The following is a 15,390-nucleotide window of genomic DNA, read 5'->3' as shown; positions in this document are numbered from 1 at the left end:
GGTCAGGTTGTAGATCGGCCGCGGGTGGGCGTCGATGATCATGTTCCGGCCCTCGCCCGGGTGCGCGAACGTGTCGTTGTCCGCCCACCGGGTGTTCCAGTACGAGATCAGCAGCCCCTCCTGGTACGCGTAGTGGTCCACGTAGTCCGGCTTGGTGTTCTCGTACCCGAAGAAGTACGGGCCGGTCTTGAGGTACCTGTCGTACGAGATGTACTGCCGGGTGCCGGCGATGTAGTAGTTCGCGAAGCTCCGCGTGTACGTCGCCTCGACCACCTCGAACCCGCCGGCCAACGTCCAGCCGTCACCGTCGGACTCCGCACCGTCGGTGAAGACGGTCTCGCCGTCGGCGGTGAGGGTGACCGCGTCACCGAAGAAGCCGCCTTCGGAGACACCGCCGTCGGTCTGGTAGCGCAACCGGAACGCGACGCTGTCCCCGGCCACCTGGTCCAGCGGAATCTCGATGTCGACCCACTCGTCGTCGGAGCTGCCGTCCAGCGCGAACCGGCCGGGGGAGATCTCCTTCAACGGTTCGCCGTCGACCGTGCCGTTCTGCGACGTCCAGGTCTGCCCGCCGTCGACCGAGGTCTCGAAGAACAGGTAGTCGTAGTCCGCCTCGATGCTGTAGCGGCCCTTCATCGACAGCGTCGCCGCCGACTTCCCGGTCAGGTCGAACGTGCGGGTCATGGTGCTGTTGAGGTCGTCCGCGTTGCCGGAGAAGAACTGCTTGTCACCCTCGAACGGCGCGCCGTTGTCGAAGGAGTACTCCCGCTCGGGCAGCACCACCACGGCGGCCTGGGCCTGCTTGGTGTTGTACTCCTGCGGGCCGAGGGTCAGCGTCCGCTTCTGCCCGGCCACGATGACCTCGTAGTCGAGCCAACCGAGCTGGAGCTTGTTCCAGGCGCCGAGGTCGCCGCCGCGCTCGCCGATGCCACCGTCGTGCTTGGCGCCGAGGCGGCTCTGGGCCATCAGCGTCCAGTGCTCGTTGTTGTTGTCGCCGCCGCTGATGACGTTGTAGTCGTCCGGCAGGCCGAGGTCGTGGGCGTACTCGTGGTAGAAGACGCTGCGACCGCCGTTCTCCGGCTGGATGGTGTAGTCGCCGATCCAGACGCCGGTGTCGCCGATCTGGGTACCGCCCGCCGGGAAGTTCGACGGCCCGGTGCGCCCCTGGTCGGAGGCGTACGCGTACCAGCGGTGGCTCCAGATGGCGTCCTCGCCCTGGATCGGGTCGCCGTCGGCCATGTCGCCACCGGCGTGCACGATCTGGAAGTGGTCGATGTAGCCGTCCGGCTCGTTGAAGTCGCCGTCACCGTCGTGGTCGTAGCGGTCCCACTCGTCCATCGCCCGTACGTCGGCGGCGATCTCCTCGTCGGTCCGCCCGGCCGCCTGCTGGTCCGCGACCCACTGGTTGGCGGCGTCGCGCACCAGCGCCCAGACGTTGTTGCAGACGATCCCGTCGCAGGGGTAGCCGCTGGAACGGCCGTAGCGGGCCTCGTTGTACTGGACCTTCACCCAGTCGGTGACCACGCCGTCGACGCTGTACCGGCCGGAGGACTGGGCCTCGTAGTACTGCTTCACCGACTCGTCACCGGGCTCGGTGCCGAAGTAGAGCGTCCGGTAGTGGTCGGCGTCGTAGTCCGGCTGCCAGACGGTGGAGTTGTCCACCGACCGGTCCGGCTCGGGGATCTCGTTGTGCAGCGGACCGTCGAACTTCGTCGGGCCGGGGATGTCCGGGTCGGTGTCCTGGTCCGGGTAGTTCGGGTGCCGGTCGTTGCCGAACTCGGCGAGGATCACGAAGATCTGGTCGGTCTGTTCCCGGGACAGCTCGACGTACTGCTTCTCGGTGGGCCCTCGGCCGCGCTTGGTGGCCTTGGCGTTGCGGCCGGCCTCACCGCCGCGGGCGGCCCGCTCACCGACCTTGACCACCGTGCTGCCGTTGATCCGTTCGGCCTTGGCTCGGCCCGAGAGCACCTCACTGAGGCCCTCCTGGCGCAGGGCGCGGCGCTTGGCCTCAAGCGGGTTCGGCAGGTCGTGTTCGGCGTGGGCGGGCTCCGCGATGGACGGGGCGGCCGCCGGGTTCTCCGGCTGTGGCGCGGCGGCGGCGGATGTGCCGACCGTCAGTCCTGTCGCCGTCAAGGAGAGCCCGAGCAGACCCACTGCGACTTTCCGCACGTGGTACCTCCGGATTGAGGGAACCGACCCGTCGGGGGTTGCGGGTCGGTGAAAAGAGGCCCCCGTAAATGGGGCCAGTGGTGAACCTAGGCACTCGTGGGGCTGGTGAGAAGAGTTGTGGCCAAAATTTGTTGCACCTTTTTGTTGGCAGGCGTTTTCACTGTCACATGCCGACCCCGGGTTGACGTGCGGGAACATGACGAAGGGTGGCGGTCCGATGCCGGACGGCCACCCTTCGGGTCGTACGTCTGTCGTCAGTCCTCGTCGGACTTGCCGCCGCTCATCCCCGAGGAGATCAGATCCATCACGGACGAGTCCTGCAACGTGGTCACGTCGCCCAGCGAGCGGTTCTCCGCCACGTCCCGCAGCAACCGGCGCATGATCTTCCCGGACCGGGTCTTCGGCAACTCCGGCACCAGCATGATCTGCCGGGGCTTGGCGATCGGGCCGAGCGTCCTCGCCACGTGGTTGCGCAGGTCGGCGATGAGCTGCTCACCGGCCTCGCCGGAGATCTCGGTGCTGCCCCTCGGGATGGCGAACGCGACGATCGCCTGCCCGGTGGTCGGGTCGGTGGCGCCGACCACGGCCGCCTCCGCCACCGACGGGTGCGACACCAGCGCCGACTCCACCTCCGTGGTGGAGATGTTGTGCCCCGACACCAGCATCACGTCGTCGACCCGGCCGAGCAGCCAGACGTGCCCGTCGTCGTCCTTCTTCGCGCCGTCACCGGCGAAGTAGATCCACGGGCCGTCGCCACCGGCACCCGCGCCGAACCGCGACCAGTACGTCTCGATGAACCGGTTGTCGTCTCCCCAGATGGTGCGCAGCATCGACGGCCACGGCTCGCGCAGCACGAGGTAACCGCCACCGCCGTTCGGCACCGACTGGCCCTGGTCGTCCACCACGTCCGCGACGATGCCCGGCAGCGGCGTCATCGCCGAGCCCGGCTTGGCGGCGGTCACCCCCGGCAGCGGTGAGATCATCATGCTGCCGGTCTCGGTCTGCCACCAGGTGTCCACGATGGGCAGCTCGCCCCGCCCCACGTGCTGCCTGTACCACATCCAGGCCTCGGGGTTGATCGGCTCGCCGACGCTACCGAGCAGCCGCAGCGAGGAGAGGTCGTACTCGGCCGGGATCTCCTCGCCCCACTTCATCATGGTGCGGATCAACGTCGGCGCCGTGTAGAGGATGGTCACCCGGTACCGGTCGACGATCTCCCAGAAGCGGCCCTTGTGCGGGGTGTCCGGGGTGCCCTCGTACATCACCTGGGTCACCCCGTTGGCCAGCGGGCCGTAGACGATGTAGGAGTGACCGGTCACCCAGCCGATGTCCGCCGTGCACCAGTAGACGTCGGAGTCCGGCTTCAGGTCGAAGACCGCGTACGAGGTGTAGGCCGCCTGGGTCAGGTAACCGCCGGTGGTGTGCAGGATGCCCTTCGGCCGGGCGGTGGTGCCGCTGGTGTAGAGGATGAACAACGGGTGCTCGGCGTCGAACGGCTGCGCGGTGTGCTCGGCCGACGCCTGCTCCACCGTCTCGTGCCACCAGTGGTCCCGGCCGGACCAGCCGACCTCCTCGCCGGTCCGCCGGACCACCAGGACGTGCTCGACCGACGGGCAGTTCGCCACCGCCTCGTCGACGGTCGGCTTGAGCGCGGACGGCTTGCCGCGCCGGTACCCGCCGTCGGCGGTGATGACGACCTTCGCCGAGGCGTCCTGGATCCGGTTGGTCAGCGCGTCGGCGGAGAAGCCGCCGAAGACCACACTGTGCGTGGCGCCGATCCGGGCACAGGCCAGCATCGCGACCGCGGCCTCCGGGATCATCGGCAGGTAGATCGCCACCCGGTCACCGGCGGTCACCCCGAGATCGGTGAGCGCGTTCGCCGCCTGGCAGGTCATCCGGTGCAGGTCGGCGTAGGTGAGGGTGCGGCTGTCGCCGGGCTCGCCCTCCCAGTGGATCGCCACCTTGTCACCCCGGCCAGCCTCCACGTGCCGGTCCAGACAGTTGTAGGCCACGTTCAACTGCCCGCCGACGAACCACTTCGCGAACGGCGGCCGGGACCAGTCCAGCACCTCGTCCCACTGCCTGGTCCACGCCAGCCGGGACGCCTGACGCTCCCAGAAGGCGAGCCGGTCGGCCGCCGCCTCGGCGTACGCGTCCGCGGTGACGTTGGCGTCGGCGGCGAGTTCGGCCGGCGGCGGGAACTGGCGCGTCTCGTTCAGCAGATTGGCCAATGCCTCGCTCATGCCGGCACTCCGCTTCGCTCCGTGCCGCCATGAGGCACCAGCGCGCCGCGTTGATGATTCGCTCGCTGACGCTCGCTCATGCGGTGACTCCTCGTCGTTCGGGTGACCTGGGTCTCTCCCGGGCAGGTTAGTCGCGGCGGCCGAGCGAGGCGACCGATCCCCGACGCGCCCGTCGCTCAACGGCCCCTCCGACGCGCCGAGGTGCAGGGTCTGCTCTTCTCCGCCGGGGCACATGGCGTGGGCGTTCGATCGGTCACGGCTTGCGGCATGTCGGGTCCTCCCGTCGCCGTGATGGCCCGACATGCCGCATGACGGGACCTCGGCCCTCCCGACGTAGCCCGCCAGGGGCAGCCCAGCGGGCTGGGCAGGTGGTTCGCGCTGGGTTGGACCGGTGGTCCGCGCCCGGTCAGGCGGGGCGGTCCCCGTCGGGCCGGGCGGGTGGTTGCCGTCCGGTCGGCGGGTGGCGTGGGTCGCGTTGCCGGTGACTCGCGCCCGGGCTCACCGCCTCCGTCGCTACCGTGTCGGGGTGACCGCCGATCCGCTCGCGCCGCTGCTCGACCTCGCCGACATCGCCGCCGCCGTGGAGCGGGCCCGCGACCGGTTCGACCGGGCGCTCGGCCACCGGGCGCTGCGGCGCCACGGCGGCCAGGTCGCCGCCGAGGTGAGCCTGCGCTCCGCGGTGGCCAGCGCCGGGCTGGAGGGTCACCACCACGAGCGGGAGACGGTACGCGCCGGCACCGTCACCGAACCGGTGCTCCAGGGCGCGCTGCGGGTGGCCGGCGCCCTGCCCGGGCTCAGTGAACTCTGGCCGAAGGCCCCCCGGCAGGTGCTGGCGAAGCTGCACGTGCTCGCCGCCCGCGAGGTGGTCGCCGAGACCGCGCTGGGCCGCCCGGTAGACGATCCGGTGGTGGCCGCCCGGCTCGACGCCCTGGCCGCCCTGGTGGCGGGCGGCACCCGGGTCACTCCGCTCGTGCTGGCCGCGGTCGTACACGGTGAACTGCTCAACCTGCGCCCGTTCGCCGGCCCGTCCGGCGTGGTCGCCCGGGGCGCGGCCCGTCTCGTGCTGCTCTCCACCGGATTCGACCCACGCGGCCTGCTCGCCGTCGACGTCGGGCACCGGGAACGCGAGCCGGAGTACGTGGGCGCGGCCGGTGCCTTCGCCACCGGCACCCCGGACGGGCTGCGATCGTGGCTCCGCCACTACATGTCCGCCGTCGAGGTGGGCGCCGACCAGCTCACCGCGATCGGCGACGACATCCTGGCCGCCTGAGCGCGTACCGCCGATCCGTCCGCTGGTGGTGTCGCTGGCCGTGCCTGTCGGGTGCGGCCTCCTGGCTTCGGCGTCGGTAGGGAAGCCCGAGGGTGCGCGGTCAGGCCGGCGAGGCGGAGGCGCGGGTACGGCGATGCCGGCCGTACCAGGCGATGCCGATGGCCACCCCGACACCGACGCCGAGCGCCGCCGCGGCGACCGGCACGGCGGGCCGCTCGCGTAGCCGCCGCCCCAGCGGTACCGGGTGCCGGAACTCGAGCACCGGCCAGGCGTTCTCGACGGCCAGCCGGCGCAGCTGCCGGTCCGGGTTGACCACCGACGGGTGCCCCACGCACTCCAGCAACGGGCGATCGCTGTACGAGTCGGAGTAGGCGTACGAGTCGGCCAGGTCGTAGTCCCGGGCGGTGGCGAGTTCGCTGACCGCCTCGACCTTGCTGGGACCGGCGGCGTAGAACTCGACCTCGCCGCTGTACCGGCCGTCGACCACGCCCATCCGGGTGGCGATCACGTCGGTCACCCCGAGCAGCGCACCGATGGGGCGCACCATCTCCTCGCCCGAGGCGGAAACCAACACCACGTCCCGGCCGGCGGCCTGATGCTCCTCGATCAGCGCGGCGGCCTCCGCGTACACGTAAGGGTTGATCAGTTCGTGCAGCGTCTCCGCGACGATCTGACGGACCTGCTCCACCGGCCACCCCTTGCACAGGGTGGCGAGATAGTCACGGGTCCGGGCCATGGTCTGCTCGTCGGTGCCGCCCAGCCGGAACATCAGCTGCGCGTACGCCGACTTGACCACGTCACGCCGAGTGATCAGGCCGTCCCGGTAGAACGGCCTGCCGAACGCCAAGGCACTCGACTTGGCGATGACGGTCTTGTCCAGATCGAAGAAAGCGGCACTTCGGCCCACGGCGCGAAAGTCTAGCCCGATGGTCTATCGTCGGCGGGTGCCCGGGGGGGCTGAAGAGCGCTCGGACCTGCGGACCGACCCCCACCCGCCTGCGAACAGTGACCGTGGTCACACCCAGCGAACAGGATTTCGCAGGGAGTGGAGGCTACACCACTCGACGTACACAGGTCCGCTCAGGCAGACTTGGTTACAGCACAGGCATTCATATCTCGTACAACCGGCAGACTCTCGGCGGTTGCACCCCCCGTGACCGCTGAGCGGGTTCGGCTCGACCCCCCCGGAGCCGAACCTCCGACGACCCCCGTCTCCCCCCGACGGGGGTCGTCCCTTTCCCCTCCCGTTGCCGGCCCAGGTGAAGCCGTGTCTGTCGGGTGGCATACCCTCCCGAGGCTGTCGCCTGGGAGGCACGATGAACAGAACGATTGCTCGCCACGGAGCCGGCGCGCTTGTCGCCTGGGTGGTGTTCGTGGCGCAGACACCCGTCATCTACGCCGGACTGCTCGTGTACGCGTCGAGCACCACTGGAGATCTGGGTGGCCCGCTCGCCGGGCCGGTACTGTGCGCTTCGTTGGCGTGTCTGGGCGTCGCCCTGGTGCCGCTGCTGTTCGTGCCGGCGGGCTGGATCGGCGAGATCGCCTCGAGAGGCGGACGGCTGTCCGTGAAGTTGCTTGTCGCGTTCGCCGTCGCCGCAGTGCTGGCGATGCTCTACGTGGCCGGCATCGCGGTACTGACCGACAGGCCGACGGTTGCCGGCACGTTGTTGGCGTGCGTGGGCGGCGCGGGGGCTGCGCTTGGCCCTACTGCGGCCTATGTCCTGGTCGCCCAGCGCAGGCTGAAGACGGGTTCGGTCTAGCCCAGGCGTCACCGCAGTCGCCCGGACTGGTTCCGTCAGCGCGGGTGGTAGACGATCGCGCGGCTCACACCCCAGACCGGGCGGATCGAGGCGGCGATGCGGCCACGGTCATCGAGGTCGACCACCTCGCCCTCGGTGCTGACTCCGGCGAGGCTGAGGTCGTGCAGCACGCCGCGCCGCCACAGCGCCGGGCGTTCGCTTCCGTCGGTGGCCTGGGAACTGGCCAGGATCTCGCCACGGTTGTTGATTGCCCGTAGGCGGGTGAAGCTGCCGCCGAGGGTACCGACGTCCAGGGCGCGTCCGTGTCGCCAGAGGATGCCGCGTTCGGACTGCTCCGCCGAGAACTGCCAGCCGATGATCCAGCCACGGTCGTTGAGGGCGTACGTGTTGCTGCGGTTGAAGGGGCCGGCGCCGAGGTCGGTGACCCGGCCACGGTGCCACCGGACGGCGTGGAAGCCGTCCGGCACGGACACCCCGCCGGCGACCTGGCCGCGCTCGTTGATGTCGGACACGTCGTCGAGGGGCAATGGCCGGGGACGGCGGTTCGTCCACAGGACAGGGCCGGCGTCGGTGTGGCCCACGACCTGACCGCGGTCGTTGATCGCCACGGGCCGGCCGGACCGGCCGCCCAGCGGCCGCAGCACGCCGCGATGCCAGACGTACGCGCCGGAGCCGTCGTCGCGGACGCCGACGACCTGCCCTCGGTCGTTGACGTCGATCGGGCTGAAGTCGCCGAGATCGATCATCCGGCCTTTGCGCCAGAGGAATCCGCGGTAGACGCCGTCCACGCCCTGGGCCCGGCCGACCACGTCACCTCGGTCGTTCATGGCGGTGGCGTAGCTGCTGTCACCGCCGAGTGTGCCGAGGTCCACCGCGCGGTAGTCGGTGCGGGCTGGGGACACGGCGGCTGTGGGTGCGGCCGTCAGGGCGGCCGTGAGGAGCGCCGTGGCGAGGATGGATGGCATGGGACGGCTCCCTCCGGAGCGTGGCCGGCGAAAGGTGCGCCAAGCGTAGGCGCGTCCCGCCGCTCCGCCAGGGTGCTGTCACCCAGCGGACAGCCGCACCGGGCGCTGGTACGGCAGTCGGCCGCACCAGGTCACCTGATCACGGCTCGGCCGGAGGTACGCGTCGGTTCGAAGCAGACCAGGGCGCGACCACGCCGGTCGGTCACCACCCAGGGATGACCGACGTACGTGTGCTGCCGGTACGACTCACCCGGGTGCAGCACGGCGTACTGCCTCCGGTGCCCACGCTGGTCCAGCCAGTACACGATCACCGATCGTGAGCGGAGGTTGACGAACTCGATGCTCGTCTCGCTGCCGCCGCTGACCGAGCGCAGATCATGTTCCCGCCACGCCGGTAGCGGGGTCAGCTGCGCCGGCTCGGGCGGTCGGGTGGTCGGTGGCGGGCCTGCCGACCGACTCGGCGTGGGGGTCGGTCGGGCGCTCGGCCTGGGCGGCACGGTCGGTGCGGCAGGACGGGTGGCCGACGGGACCGGCGTCGCCCGCCGACTGAGTTGCGGCCGGGAGGAGGAGACCCCGCCGACGGACGACGAGGCCGCCGGTGCGGATGGCGACAGCGCACCGGCGGAGGCGACACCCTCCGAACTGGAGTCACCTGGCCGCGGCGGGATCCAGTCCGACGGCACCTCCGGTGCCGCGACGGTCGGGGGTTCGGCCGCCGGCCAGAGCGTGGTGAACAGGAGACCGAGCACGGCGGCGGCGAGGCCAGCGAGCATCAGCCGGTGCGACATTCGGCCGGAAGCGCGGCGGGCGGGTTCGAAGGCGACGGTCGGTTCGCGTACGGGCGGGGGTTCGGTGAACGGTCCGCCGTCGCCTGCGACCGGTGCCGGTGGCAGTGCGCGTGGAACCGGACGCGCCGACAATTGCCTGGCGCGGGAACGCGGGTCGAACAGCCAGGGGCCGACCCGCAGCCTCGGCTCGACACGGGGCTGTTCGTGATCTGGCGACTGAGTCATGACCTCGATCCGGCGAGGAATGCCGTTCGGCCGACGGCACAGGACGTCGATTATGCGTGGTGCGCGTCACGTCCCGCCATGGGTGGTGCGGGTCGGACAGGCGCGGTGTGCGGCCCCTCCGTATAACAGATCAACGGCCGTTGTGGGCGTTGTCCACAGAACGCTTCGTTGTCCACAGGCCCGCCGTCCGGGGCGGCATCCGGGGTGGCAGCGGCGGCAGGGTTCGACCCAGTGAACCCGCGCCGACCGCCTGGAGGCCGCGATGCCATCCCGTACCTCCGTCCCACCGGACCGGCGCCTGCCGCTGGTCGTCACCTCGGACGGTGACCTGCTCGACGACCTGCTTCGGCTCGCTGCCGCGGGCGGAGTCGAGGTGGAGGTCGCCGCCGATCCGGCGGCCGCCCGCACCCGCTGGCGGCCGTCCCCGTTGGTCCTCGTCGGCAGCGACCAGGCACAGCCCTGCCTGCGGGCGCGGCTACCCCGACGAAGCCGACTCGTCCTGGTGGGACGGTCCGGCGACGTCGAGTCCGGCTGGCAGGTGGCCGAGCTGCTCGGGGCAGAACACGTCGCCGTGTTGCCCGCGGCCGAGCCGTGGCTGGTGGACCGGTTCGCCGACTGCGTCAGCGACGGCGGGGCCCCGGCTCACGCCCGGATGGTCGCGTTGGTCGGTGGTCGGGGTGGCGCCGGTGCCAGCATCCTCGCCGGTGGTCTCGCCGTCACCGCCGCCCGGGCACGGCTGCGTACTCTCCTGCTCGACGCCGATCCGCTCGGCGGCGGCCTGGATCTGGTGCTCGGCTGGGAGCAGCTGGAAGGGCTGCGCTGGCCGGCGCTGACCGGCGCCGACGGGCGGGTCGACGCACCGGCGCTGGTCCGCGCGTTGCCCAGCCGGGGCGATCTGGTGGTGCTCTCCTGGGACCGTGGCGACCTGATCGCGGTGCCGGCCGAGGCGGTGGCCGCCACCCTGGACGCCGCCCGGCGGAGCCGGGACCTCGTGGTGGTCGACCTGCCCCGGCAACTCGACGACGCCGCGGTGACCGCGCTTCAGGCCGCCGACCGCGCGTTCGTGGTCGTACCCGCCGAACTGCGGGCAACCGCCGCCGCGGCCCGGGTGGTCACGGCGGTCGCCCCGCACTGTCATGACCTCTCGGTCATCGTCCGGGGTCCCGCTCCCGGCCGGCTGCGCGCCACCGAGGTGGCCCGAGCACTCGGCCTGCCACTGGCCGGCTCACTCCGGCCCGAACCGGGGCTGTGCCGTGGGCTGGAGCGGGGTGAGGCGCCGGCGGCCGGTGGGCGCGGCCCGCTGGCCGAGCTCTGCCAGCGGATCGTCGCCGAGCTCACCGGGCAGCCCGCGGCGGGTGCGGCATGACCGGGGAGAACCTCGCGGCCCGGGTACGGCAGCGGATCGCCGCGACCACCGCGCCGGTGACCCCGGCCGCGATCGTCTCCGCGGTACGCGCCGAGCCTGACGCCGCCGTGCTCGGTGACAACGCCCTGCTGCGGATCGCCGACCGGGTCCGTGACGACCTGGTGGGCGCGGGCCCGCTCGCCGTGCTGCTGGCCGACCCCGAGGTGACGGACGTACTGGTCAACGGGGCGCGGGTGTGGGTCGACCGGGGGCAGGGGCTGCACCAGGTGCCGGTGCCGGTGGGCACGCCCGACGACGTTCGTCGACTCGCGCAGCGGCTCGCGGCCGGAGCCGGTCGTCGGCTGGACGACGGTGCGCCGTGCGTCGACGCCCGGCTGGCCGACGGTACGCGGCTGCACGCGGTGCTACCGCCGGTGGCGACCGACGGGCCCTACCTGTCGCTGCGTACCTTCCGACAGCGGCCCTTCACCCTCGACGAACTCGTGACCCAGGGCGCGGTGGCCCGGCCGGTGGCGCCGGTGCTCGCCGCCGTGGTGGCGGCGCGGCTCGCCTATCTGGTGATCGGCGGCACCGGCTCCGGCAAGACGACCCTGTTGAACACCTTGCTCGGCCTGGTGCCGACGACCGAGCGAATCGTGCTGGTCGAGGACGCCGCCGAGTTGCGACCGGTGCACCCGCACGTGGTGGGCCTGCAGACACGAACGGCCAACGTGGAGGGCTCGGGTGCCGTCGGCCTGAGCGAGCTGGTCCGGCAGGCGCTGCGGATGCGACCGGACCGGCTGGTGGTCGGCGAGTGCCGGGGCGCGGAGGTGGTCGACCTGCTGGCCGCCCTGAACACCGGGCACGAGGGCGGGGCGGGGACGCTGCACGCCAACACCCCGTCGGACGTACCGGCCCGGTTGGAGGCGCTCGGGCTGCTCGGCGGGTTGCCCCGTCCGGCGCTGCACGCCCAGGTGGCGGCGGCGCTTCAGGTGGTCTTCCAGATTCGCCGTACCCCGCAGGGCCGCATGCTGGAGTCCGTCTGCCTGCTGTTGCCGGAAGGACCCGAGCGGCTGGTCACCGCGGTCCCCGCGTGGGTTCGTGGTCGGGGGCTCGGGCTGGCGGCCCGGGCGCTCGGCACCCTGATCCGCAACCGCGACGTGCCGGTGCCGCCGATTCTGTGCGAGCCCTGGCCCGCGTCGGCGGTGTCGTCATGAGTGGCGCGTGGTGGTGGGCGACGTCGGTGTTGCCGGTCCTTGTCGCCCTGACCTACCGGATGCGCGGGCGACGTGCTCTGTCCGGGTCCGAGGAGGGCGGGAAAGCGGCCGACGATCCGCTGGTTGCGTGGATCGTCGGCCTACGTGAGGCAGGTGGTCGCCGGGACGGCGAGAGCCTGCGAGGCCGGGGTTGGCGCAGCCCGGAACCGACCGGTGTCGGGTGGCCGACGACAACGGAGGCAGCGCCTGCGTGGCGTGCAGCTCAGCCGTCGAGGCCAGCGGTGTCCCCGATCGGCTGGCCCAGGTCGGGGCCGCCGACGGCACCGACCGCCTCCCGTCCGCCGGGGCCGCGCGGAAGTCGACGGCCGAGGGGGCCCGGTGGGGTAGCCGGTGTTGTCGTACCGGGAGGGGCATCCGCCGTCGCGGAGCCGACGGCGCGGGGAGCCGGCACGGGATTGTTGGAAGAGGATCAGACCGCCAGGGGCGGCATCGACCACCGCGACCAGTCCGGCCACCGTGACCAGACGGGCCAGAGCGTACCGGCCGACCTGCGGGTACCGGTCGAGCATCGCGCGCAGACCGATCAGCGGGCACCGCTGGCGAAACGACCGGCGGCGTCAGTGGCGACACCGCGGCCGGTTCTGGTGCTGACCTGCCTGTTGGGCGCGGGGATCGGTCAGTTGCTGGCCGGTCCGGTGGCGGCGGTGGCCCTGGCCGGTTACGGCGTACTGGGTGTGCGAGCGATGCGCCGCCGGGCGGCCCAGGGCCGGGCCGTCCGGGACCGCCGGGAGCGGCTGGATCAGCTGTGCGCCCTGGCCGGGGACCTGCGGGTGGGTCTGCCGGTGCCGGTGGCCGCGCAGGTGCTGACGAACTCGTTGTCCGGTGTCACGCCGGCGGTGGCCCACCCGGTCGCGCCGGGTGAGACCGGCACCGACGACGGCCGGCCCGTCGGCTCCGAGCAGCTACCGCGCCCGGCCATGCCCGGTCCCGCCGAGGATCGGCTCGGGCGGCTGGCCGGGGCCGCGGTACGGCTGGCCGAGCGTACGGGGGCGCCCCTGGCCGATCTGGTGGAGCGGATCGAGGCCGACGCCCGGTCGACGGACCGAGGGCTGGCGGCGGCCACGGCCCAGGCGTCGGGTGCCCGCGCGACCGCCTGGTTGCTTGCCGCCCTGCCGCTGGGCGGGATCGGCCTCGGCTACGGCATCGGGGTGGATCCCCTCCAGGTGCTGCTGCACACGCCGGTCGGTGGTGCGTGCGCCGTCGCCGCCGTGGGCCTTCAGGTGATCGGCTTGCTCTGGGCGGAGCGACTCTCGGCCACCTCCGCCGGGAGCAGCTGATGTCCGGGACGCAGCTGGTGGCCGGCGGAATGGCCGGCGTCGTACTGGTCGCTGGGCTCGCGGTCGGCCGGTACCGGCCTCGACGCCGGCTGCGTCGGCTGTCCGGACAGTCGAGGTCCGGCCGGGTGGGTCAGCGGTTCCGGCGGTCGTTGCCCGGGTGTACGACGTCCCACGGAGGGAGACCGGCCGCCCAGCGCGACGGGTCACCTGACGGAGCCTCGGCACCGGCTTCGACGACCCCGTCGCGGATTACGAATCGGTGGGGACTGGATCTCGTCCGGCTGGCCGCCGGGCTGTCCGGTCTGGCGGCGGCGGTGCTGATCGAGGGTTGGGCCGGACCGGTGGCGGCACTGCCCACGGCGGTGCTGCTCGACCGGCTGCTCCGTCGGATCGAGCCGCCGACCGTGCGTCGTCGCCGGCTGCGTGCCACCGCCGACCTACCGCTGGCCGCTGACCTGCTGGCGGCGGCGCTGCGGGCAGGGGCACCCGTGGAACGCTCGCTGCTCGCCGTGGCCGACGCGCTCGGCGGGCCGCTGGGCCGACAACTTGCCCGGGTCGGCCGGACGCTGCAACTCGGCGGTGGGCCCCACGAGGCGTGGGCACATCTGGCGGAGGTGCCGGGAGCGCACCGCGTGGCCACCGCCGCGATCCGCTCGGCGAGCAGTGGCGCCGCCCTGGCCGGAGCGCTCACCCGACTCGCCGACGACCTGAGAGCTGATCGCGCCGTCGCGCTCGAGGCGGCTGCGCGCCGTGCCGGCGTGCTGATCGTGCTGCCGCTGGGCCTGTGCTTTCTGCCGGCCTTCATTCTCGCCGGTCTGGTGCCGGTGATCGTCGCTGTCCTCGGCGACGTGCTGTGAAACCCAACGAGAAAGGACGAACAGGTGCGCAGAATCCTCGCCCGCCTACGCGGGGACGCCGGAATGAACACCGCGGAGTACGCGGTGGGAACGCTCGCCGCGGTGGCCTTCGGCGGTGTCCTGCTCAAGGTGCTGACCTCCGACGGTGTGCAGTCCGCGCTGACGGCCGTCATCGACCGGGCACTGAAGTGACCTGGCGCCGGCCGGCCGGCCACGACCGGGGATCGTTCACGGCCGAGATGGCGGCCGGCCTGCCGGCGCTGGTGCTGCTCCTGCTCACCGGGCTGACCACGATCAACGCGGTGAGTACCAAGGCGGCGTGCCTGGACGCGGCCCGGGAGGCGGCGCTCGCCGCCTCCCGGGGTGAGCCGGGCGCCACCGCGGGCCGCCGGCAGGCCCCGGCCGGTGCCGAGGTGGTCGTCGTCTCGGACGGCGACCTCGTCCGGGTGACGGTCCGCGCCTCCGTCCGCGCCCTCGGCGCCGACCTGCCCGCGATCAGCGTCGTGGCCACGGCCGTCGCGGCGGTCGAACCGGGTGCGCCGGAGCCGCAACCGTGAGCGCCGTCGCAGCTCGCTCGGCCGCCACCGCCTCGGGGTGTGGCCGGTCCGGGGCACGGAGGGGCCGGCCGGCTGGCCGGTGGTCGTCCACCTGGCCGGCTGGCCGGACGCAGCGCTGGTGGTGGCCGCCGACCCGGGGTGGTGAGCGGGGTGGAGCCACGATCTGCCTGCTGGGGGTGGGGTTGTTGTTCGTCGTGGCGGGCCTGTTCGGCGCGGGGGTGGGAGCCGCCCGGGTGGCGCGCCAGCAGGCGTTGGTGGCCGCCGATCTCGGTGCCCTCGCGGGTGCGGCTCGGGTCCTTCAGGACGCGCCGGTGGCGTGCACCCGGGCGGCGGAGCTGGTCGCCGCGAACGCCGCCCGGCTGGTGTGGTGCCGGATCGACGGGCTGGACGTGCTGGTCACCACCGAGGTGGTGGTGAGCCCGATACCGGGAATGACCCGAACGGCCAGGGCCACCAGCCGGGCTGGCCCGCTGCGCGGCTGACCGGGTGCGACGGTGCCGGTGGTCTGGTCGACGTAGTCGGTGACGACGATGCCCCGGCCGCGGGCGGCTGGGGCGGTGGTGGTGGGCCGGCCCCCGCGGCGGGCCGGTGGAGCGGGCCCGCCCCGGGCCCCGGGGGTAGGCCGGGTCAGGACCGGCGGCCCCGGCCCAGGAGGGC

Annotated in this window: 13 protein-coding genes and 1 pseudogene; 9 read left to right on the top strand and 5 right to left on the bottom strand. The window is 72.6% G+C overall.

The window, feature by feature from the left end; genetic code table 11:
* Together V5O40_RS26525 and acs are read right to left on the bottom strand one after the other, a co-directional pair.
* The coding region (locus V5O40_RS26525) for an immune inhibitor A domain-containing protein (RefSeq protein ID WP_332907990.1) at positions 1-2,154 on the bottom strand (2,154 nt) is incomplete at its 3' end.
* A gap of 269 nt (positions 2,155-2,423) precedes the next feature.
* Positions 2,424-4,412, bottom strand: coding sequence for an acetate--CoA ligase (gene acs / locus V5O40_RS26520; RefSeq protein WP_332907988.1), 1,989 nt, complete (start codon positions 4,410-4,412; stop codon positions 2,424-2,426).
* A 526-nt stretch (positions 4,413-4,938) separates the two neighbouring features.
* Between acs and V5O40_RS26515 the strand changes: the two genes are divergently transcribed.
* A complete protein-coding gene (locus tag V5O40_RS26515; RefSeq protein WP_332907987.1) occupies positions 4,939-5,682 on the top strand; it encodes a Fic family protein in 744 nt (247 codons plus the stop codon).
* Between the two features lie 100 nt (positions 5,683-5,782).
* Here the strand turns inward: V5O40_RS26515 and V5O40_RS26510 are convergent, their stop codons facing one another.
* Positions 5,783-6,589, bottom strand: a complete 807-nt coding sequence (locus V5O40_RS26510) for an HAD family hydrolase (RefSeq protein ID WP_164446469.1) — start codon at positions 6,587-6,589, stop codon at positions 5,783-5,785.
* Positions 6,590-6,998: 409 nt separating this feature from the next.
* Between V5O40_RS26510 and V5O40_RS26505 the strand changes: the two genes are divergently transcribed.
* Positions 6,999-7,442: a hypothetical protein gene (locus V5O40_RS26505; RefSeq protein ID WP_332907986.1), complete on the top strand. Its 444-nt coding sequence runs from the start codon at positions 6,999-7,001 to the stop codon at positions 7,440-7,442.
* A 35-nt stretch (positions 7,443-7,477) separates the two neighbouring features.
* Here V5O40_RS26505 and V5O40_RS26500 read toward each other — a convergent pair whose 3' ends face one another.
* Positions 7,478-8,407, bottom strand: coding sequence for a hypothetical protein (locus V5O40_RS26500; protein WP_332907985.1), 930 nt, complete (start codon positions 8,405-8,407; stop codon positions 7,478-7,480).
* 131 nt (positions 8,408-8,538) lie between these two features.
* Positions 8,539-9,195 (bottom strand): VHL beta domain-containing protein, encoded by a 657-nt coding sequence (locus tag V5O40_RS26495; RefSeq protein ID WP_332907984.1) that lies wholly within the window; start codon positions 9,193-9,195, stop codon positions 8,539-8,541.
* A 487-nt stretch (positions 9,196-9,682) separates the two neighbouring features.
* On the opposite strand from V5O40_RS26495, the gene ssd reads away from it, so the two are divergent.
* The 7 genes and pseudogenes from ssd to V5O40_RS26460 all read left to right on the top strand — a co-directional run bounded on the left by ssd (position 9,683) and on the right by V5O40_RS26460 (position 15,215).
* Positions 9,683-10,786 (top strand): septum site-determining protein Ssd, encoded by a 1,104-nt coding sequence (gene ssd / locus V5O40_RS26490; RefSeq protein WP_332907983.1) that lies wholly within the window; start codon positions 9,683-9,685, stop codon positions 10,784-10,786.
* On the top strand, positions 10,783-11,982 hold the full coding sequence (locus V5O40_RS26485) for a TadA family conjugal transfer-associated ATPase (RefSeq protein WP_332907982.1): 1,200 nt from the start codon (positions 10,783-10,785) through the stop codon (positions 11,980-11,982). Before ssd ends, V5O40_RS26485 begins: the two co-directional genes overlap by 4 nt.
* Positions 11,983-12,764: 782 nt before the next feature.
* Positions 12,765-13,319 (top strand): annotated as a pseudogene (locus tag V5O40_RS28005) (type II secretion system F family protein); the annotation flags it as partial.
* A gap of 248 nt (positions 13,320-13,567) precedes the next feature.
* Entirely contained in the window at positions 13,568-14,176 is a 609-nt protein-coding gene (locus V5O40_RS26475; protein ID WP_332907989.1) for a type II secretion system F family protein, read from the top strand.
* 63 nt (positions 14,177-14,239) lie between these two features.
* Positions 14,240-14,368: a DUF4244 domain-containing protein gene (locus V5O40_RS26470; protein WP_205808979.1), complete on the top strand. Its 129-nt coding sequence runs from the start codon at positions 14,240-14,242 to the stop codon at positions 14,366-14,368.
* Entirely contained in the window at positions 14,365-14,733 is a 369-nt protein-coding gene (locus tag V5O40_RS26465; protein WP_332907981.1) for a TadE family type IV pilus minor pilin, read from the top strand. Before V5O40_RS26470 ends, V5O40_RS26465 begins: the two co-directional genes overlap by 4 nt.
* 161 nt (positions 14,734-14,894) lie before the next feature.
* Positions 14,895-15,215 (top strand): Rv3654c family TadE-like protein, encoded by a 321-nt coding sequence (locus V5O40_RS26460; RefSeq protein WP_408631955.1) that lies wholly within the window; start codon positions 14,895-14,897, stop codon positions 15,213-15,215.
* The last annotated feature ends 175 nt before the right edge of the window (positions 15,216-15,390 follow it).

Origin of the sequence: Micromonospora palythoicola (genome assembly GCF_036689795.1) — a bacterium.
GTDB classification, from domain to species: Bacteria; Actinomycetota; Actinomycetes; order Mycobacteriales; family Micromonosporaceae; genus Micromonospora; species Micromonospora palythoicola.
The sequence above is the reverse complement of the archived record's forward strand: the minus strand, read 5'-3'. Positions and strand labels throughout refer to the sequence as shown.

What these genes read in the sequence shown, in the direction of transcription:
- acs (WP_332907988.1), bottom strand. Translation starts at nt 4,412, where the DNA reads ATGAGCGAGGCATTGGCCAATCTGCTGAACGAGACGCGCCAGTTCCCG.
- V5O40_RS26505 (WP_332907986.1), top strand. Translation starts at nt 6,999, where the DNA reads ATGAACAGAACGATTGCTCGCCACGGAGCCGGCGCGCTTGTCGCCTGG.
- V5O40_RS26500 (WP_332907985.1), bottom strand. Translation starts at nt 8,407, where the DNA reads ATGCCATCCATCCTCGCCACGGCGCTCCTCACGGCCGCCCTGACGGCC.
- V5O40_RS26495 (WP_332907984.1), bottom strand. Translation starts at nt 9,195, where the DNA reads ATGTCGCACCGGCTGATGCTCGCTGGCCTCGCCGCCGCCGTGCTCGGT.
- ssd (WP_332907983.1), top strand. Translation starts at nt 9,683, where the DNA reads ATGCCATCCCGTACCTCCGTCCCACCGGACCGGCGCCTGCCGCTGGTC.
- V5O40_RS26485 (WP_332907982.1), top strand. Translation starts at nt 10,783, where the DNA reads ATGACCGGGGAGAACCTCGCGGCCCGGGTACGGCAGCGGATCGCCGCG.
- V5O40_RS26470 (WP_205808979.1), top strand. Translation starts at nt 14,240, where the DNA reads ATGAACACCGCGGAGTACGCGGTGGGAACGCTCGCCGCGGTGGCCTTC.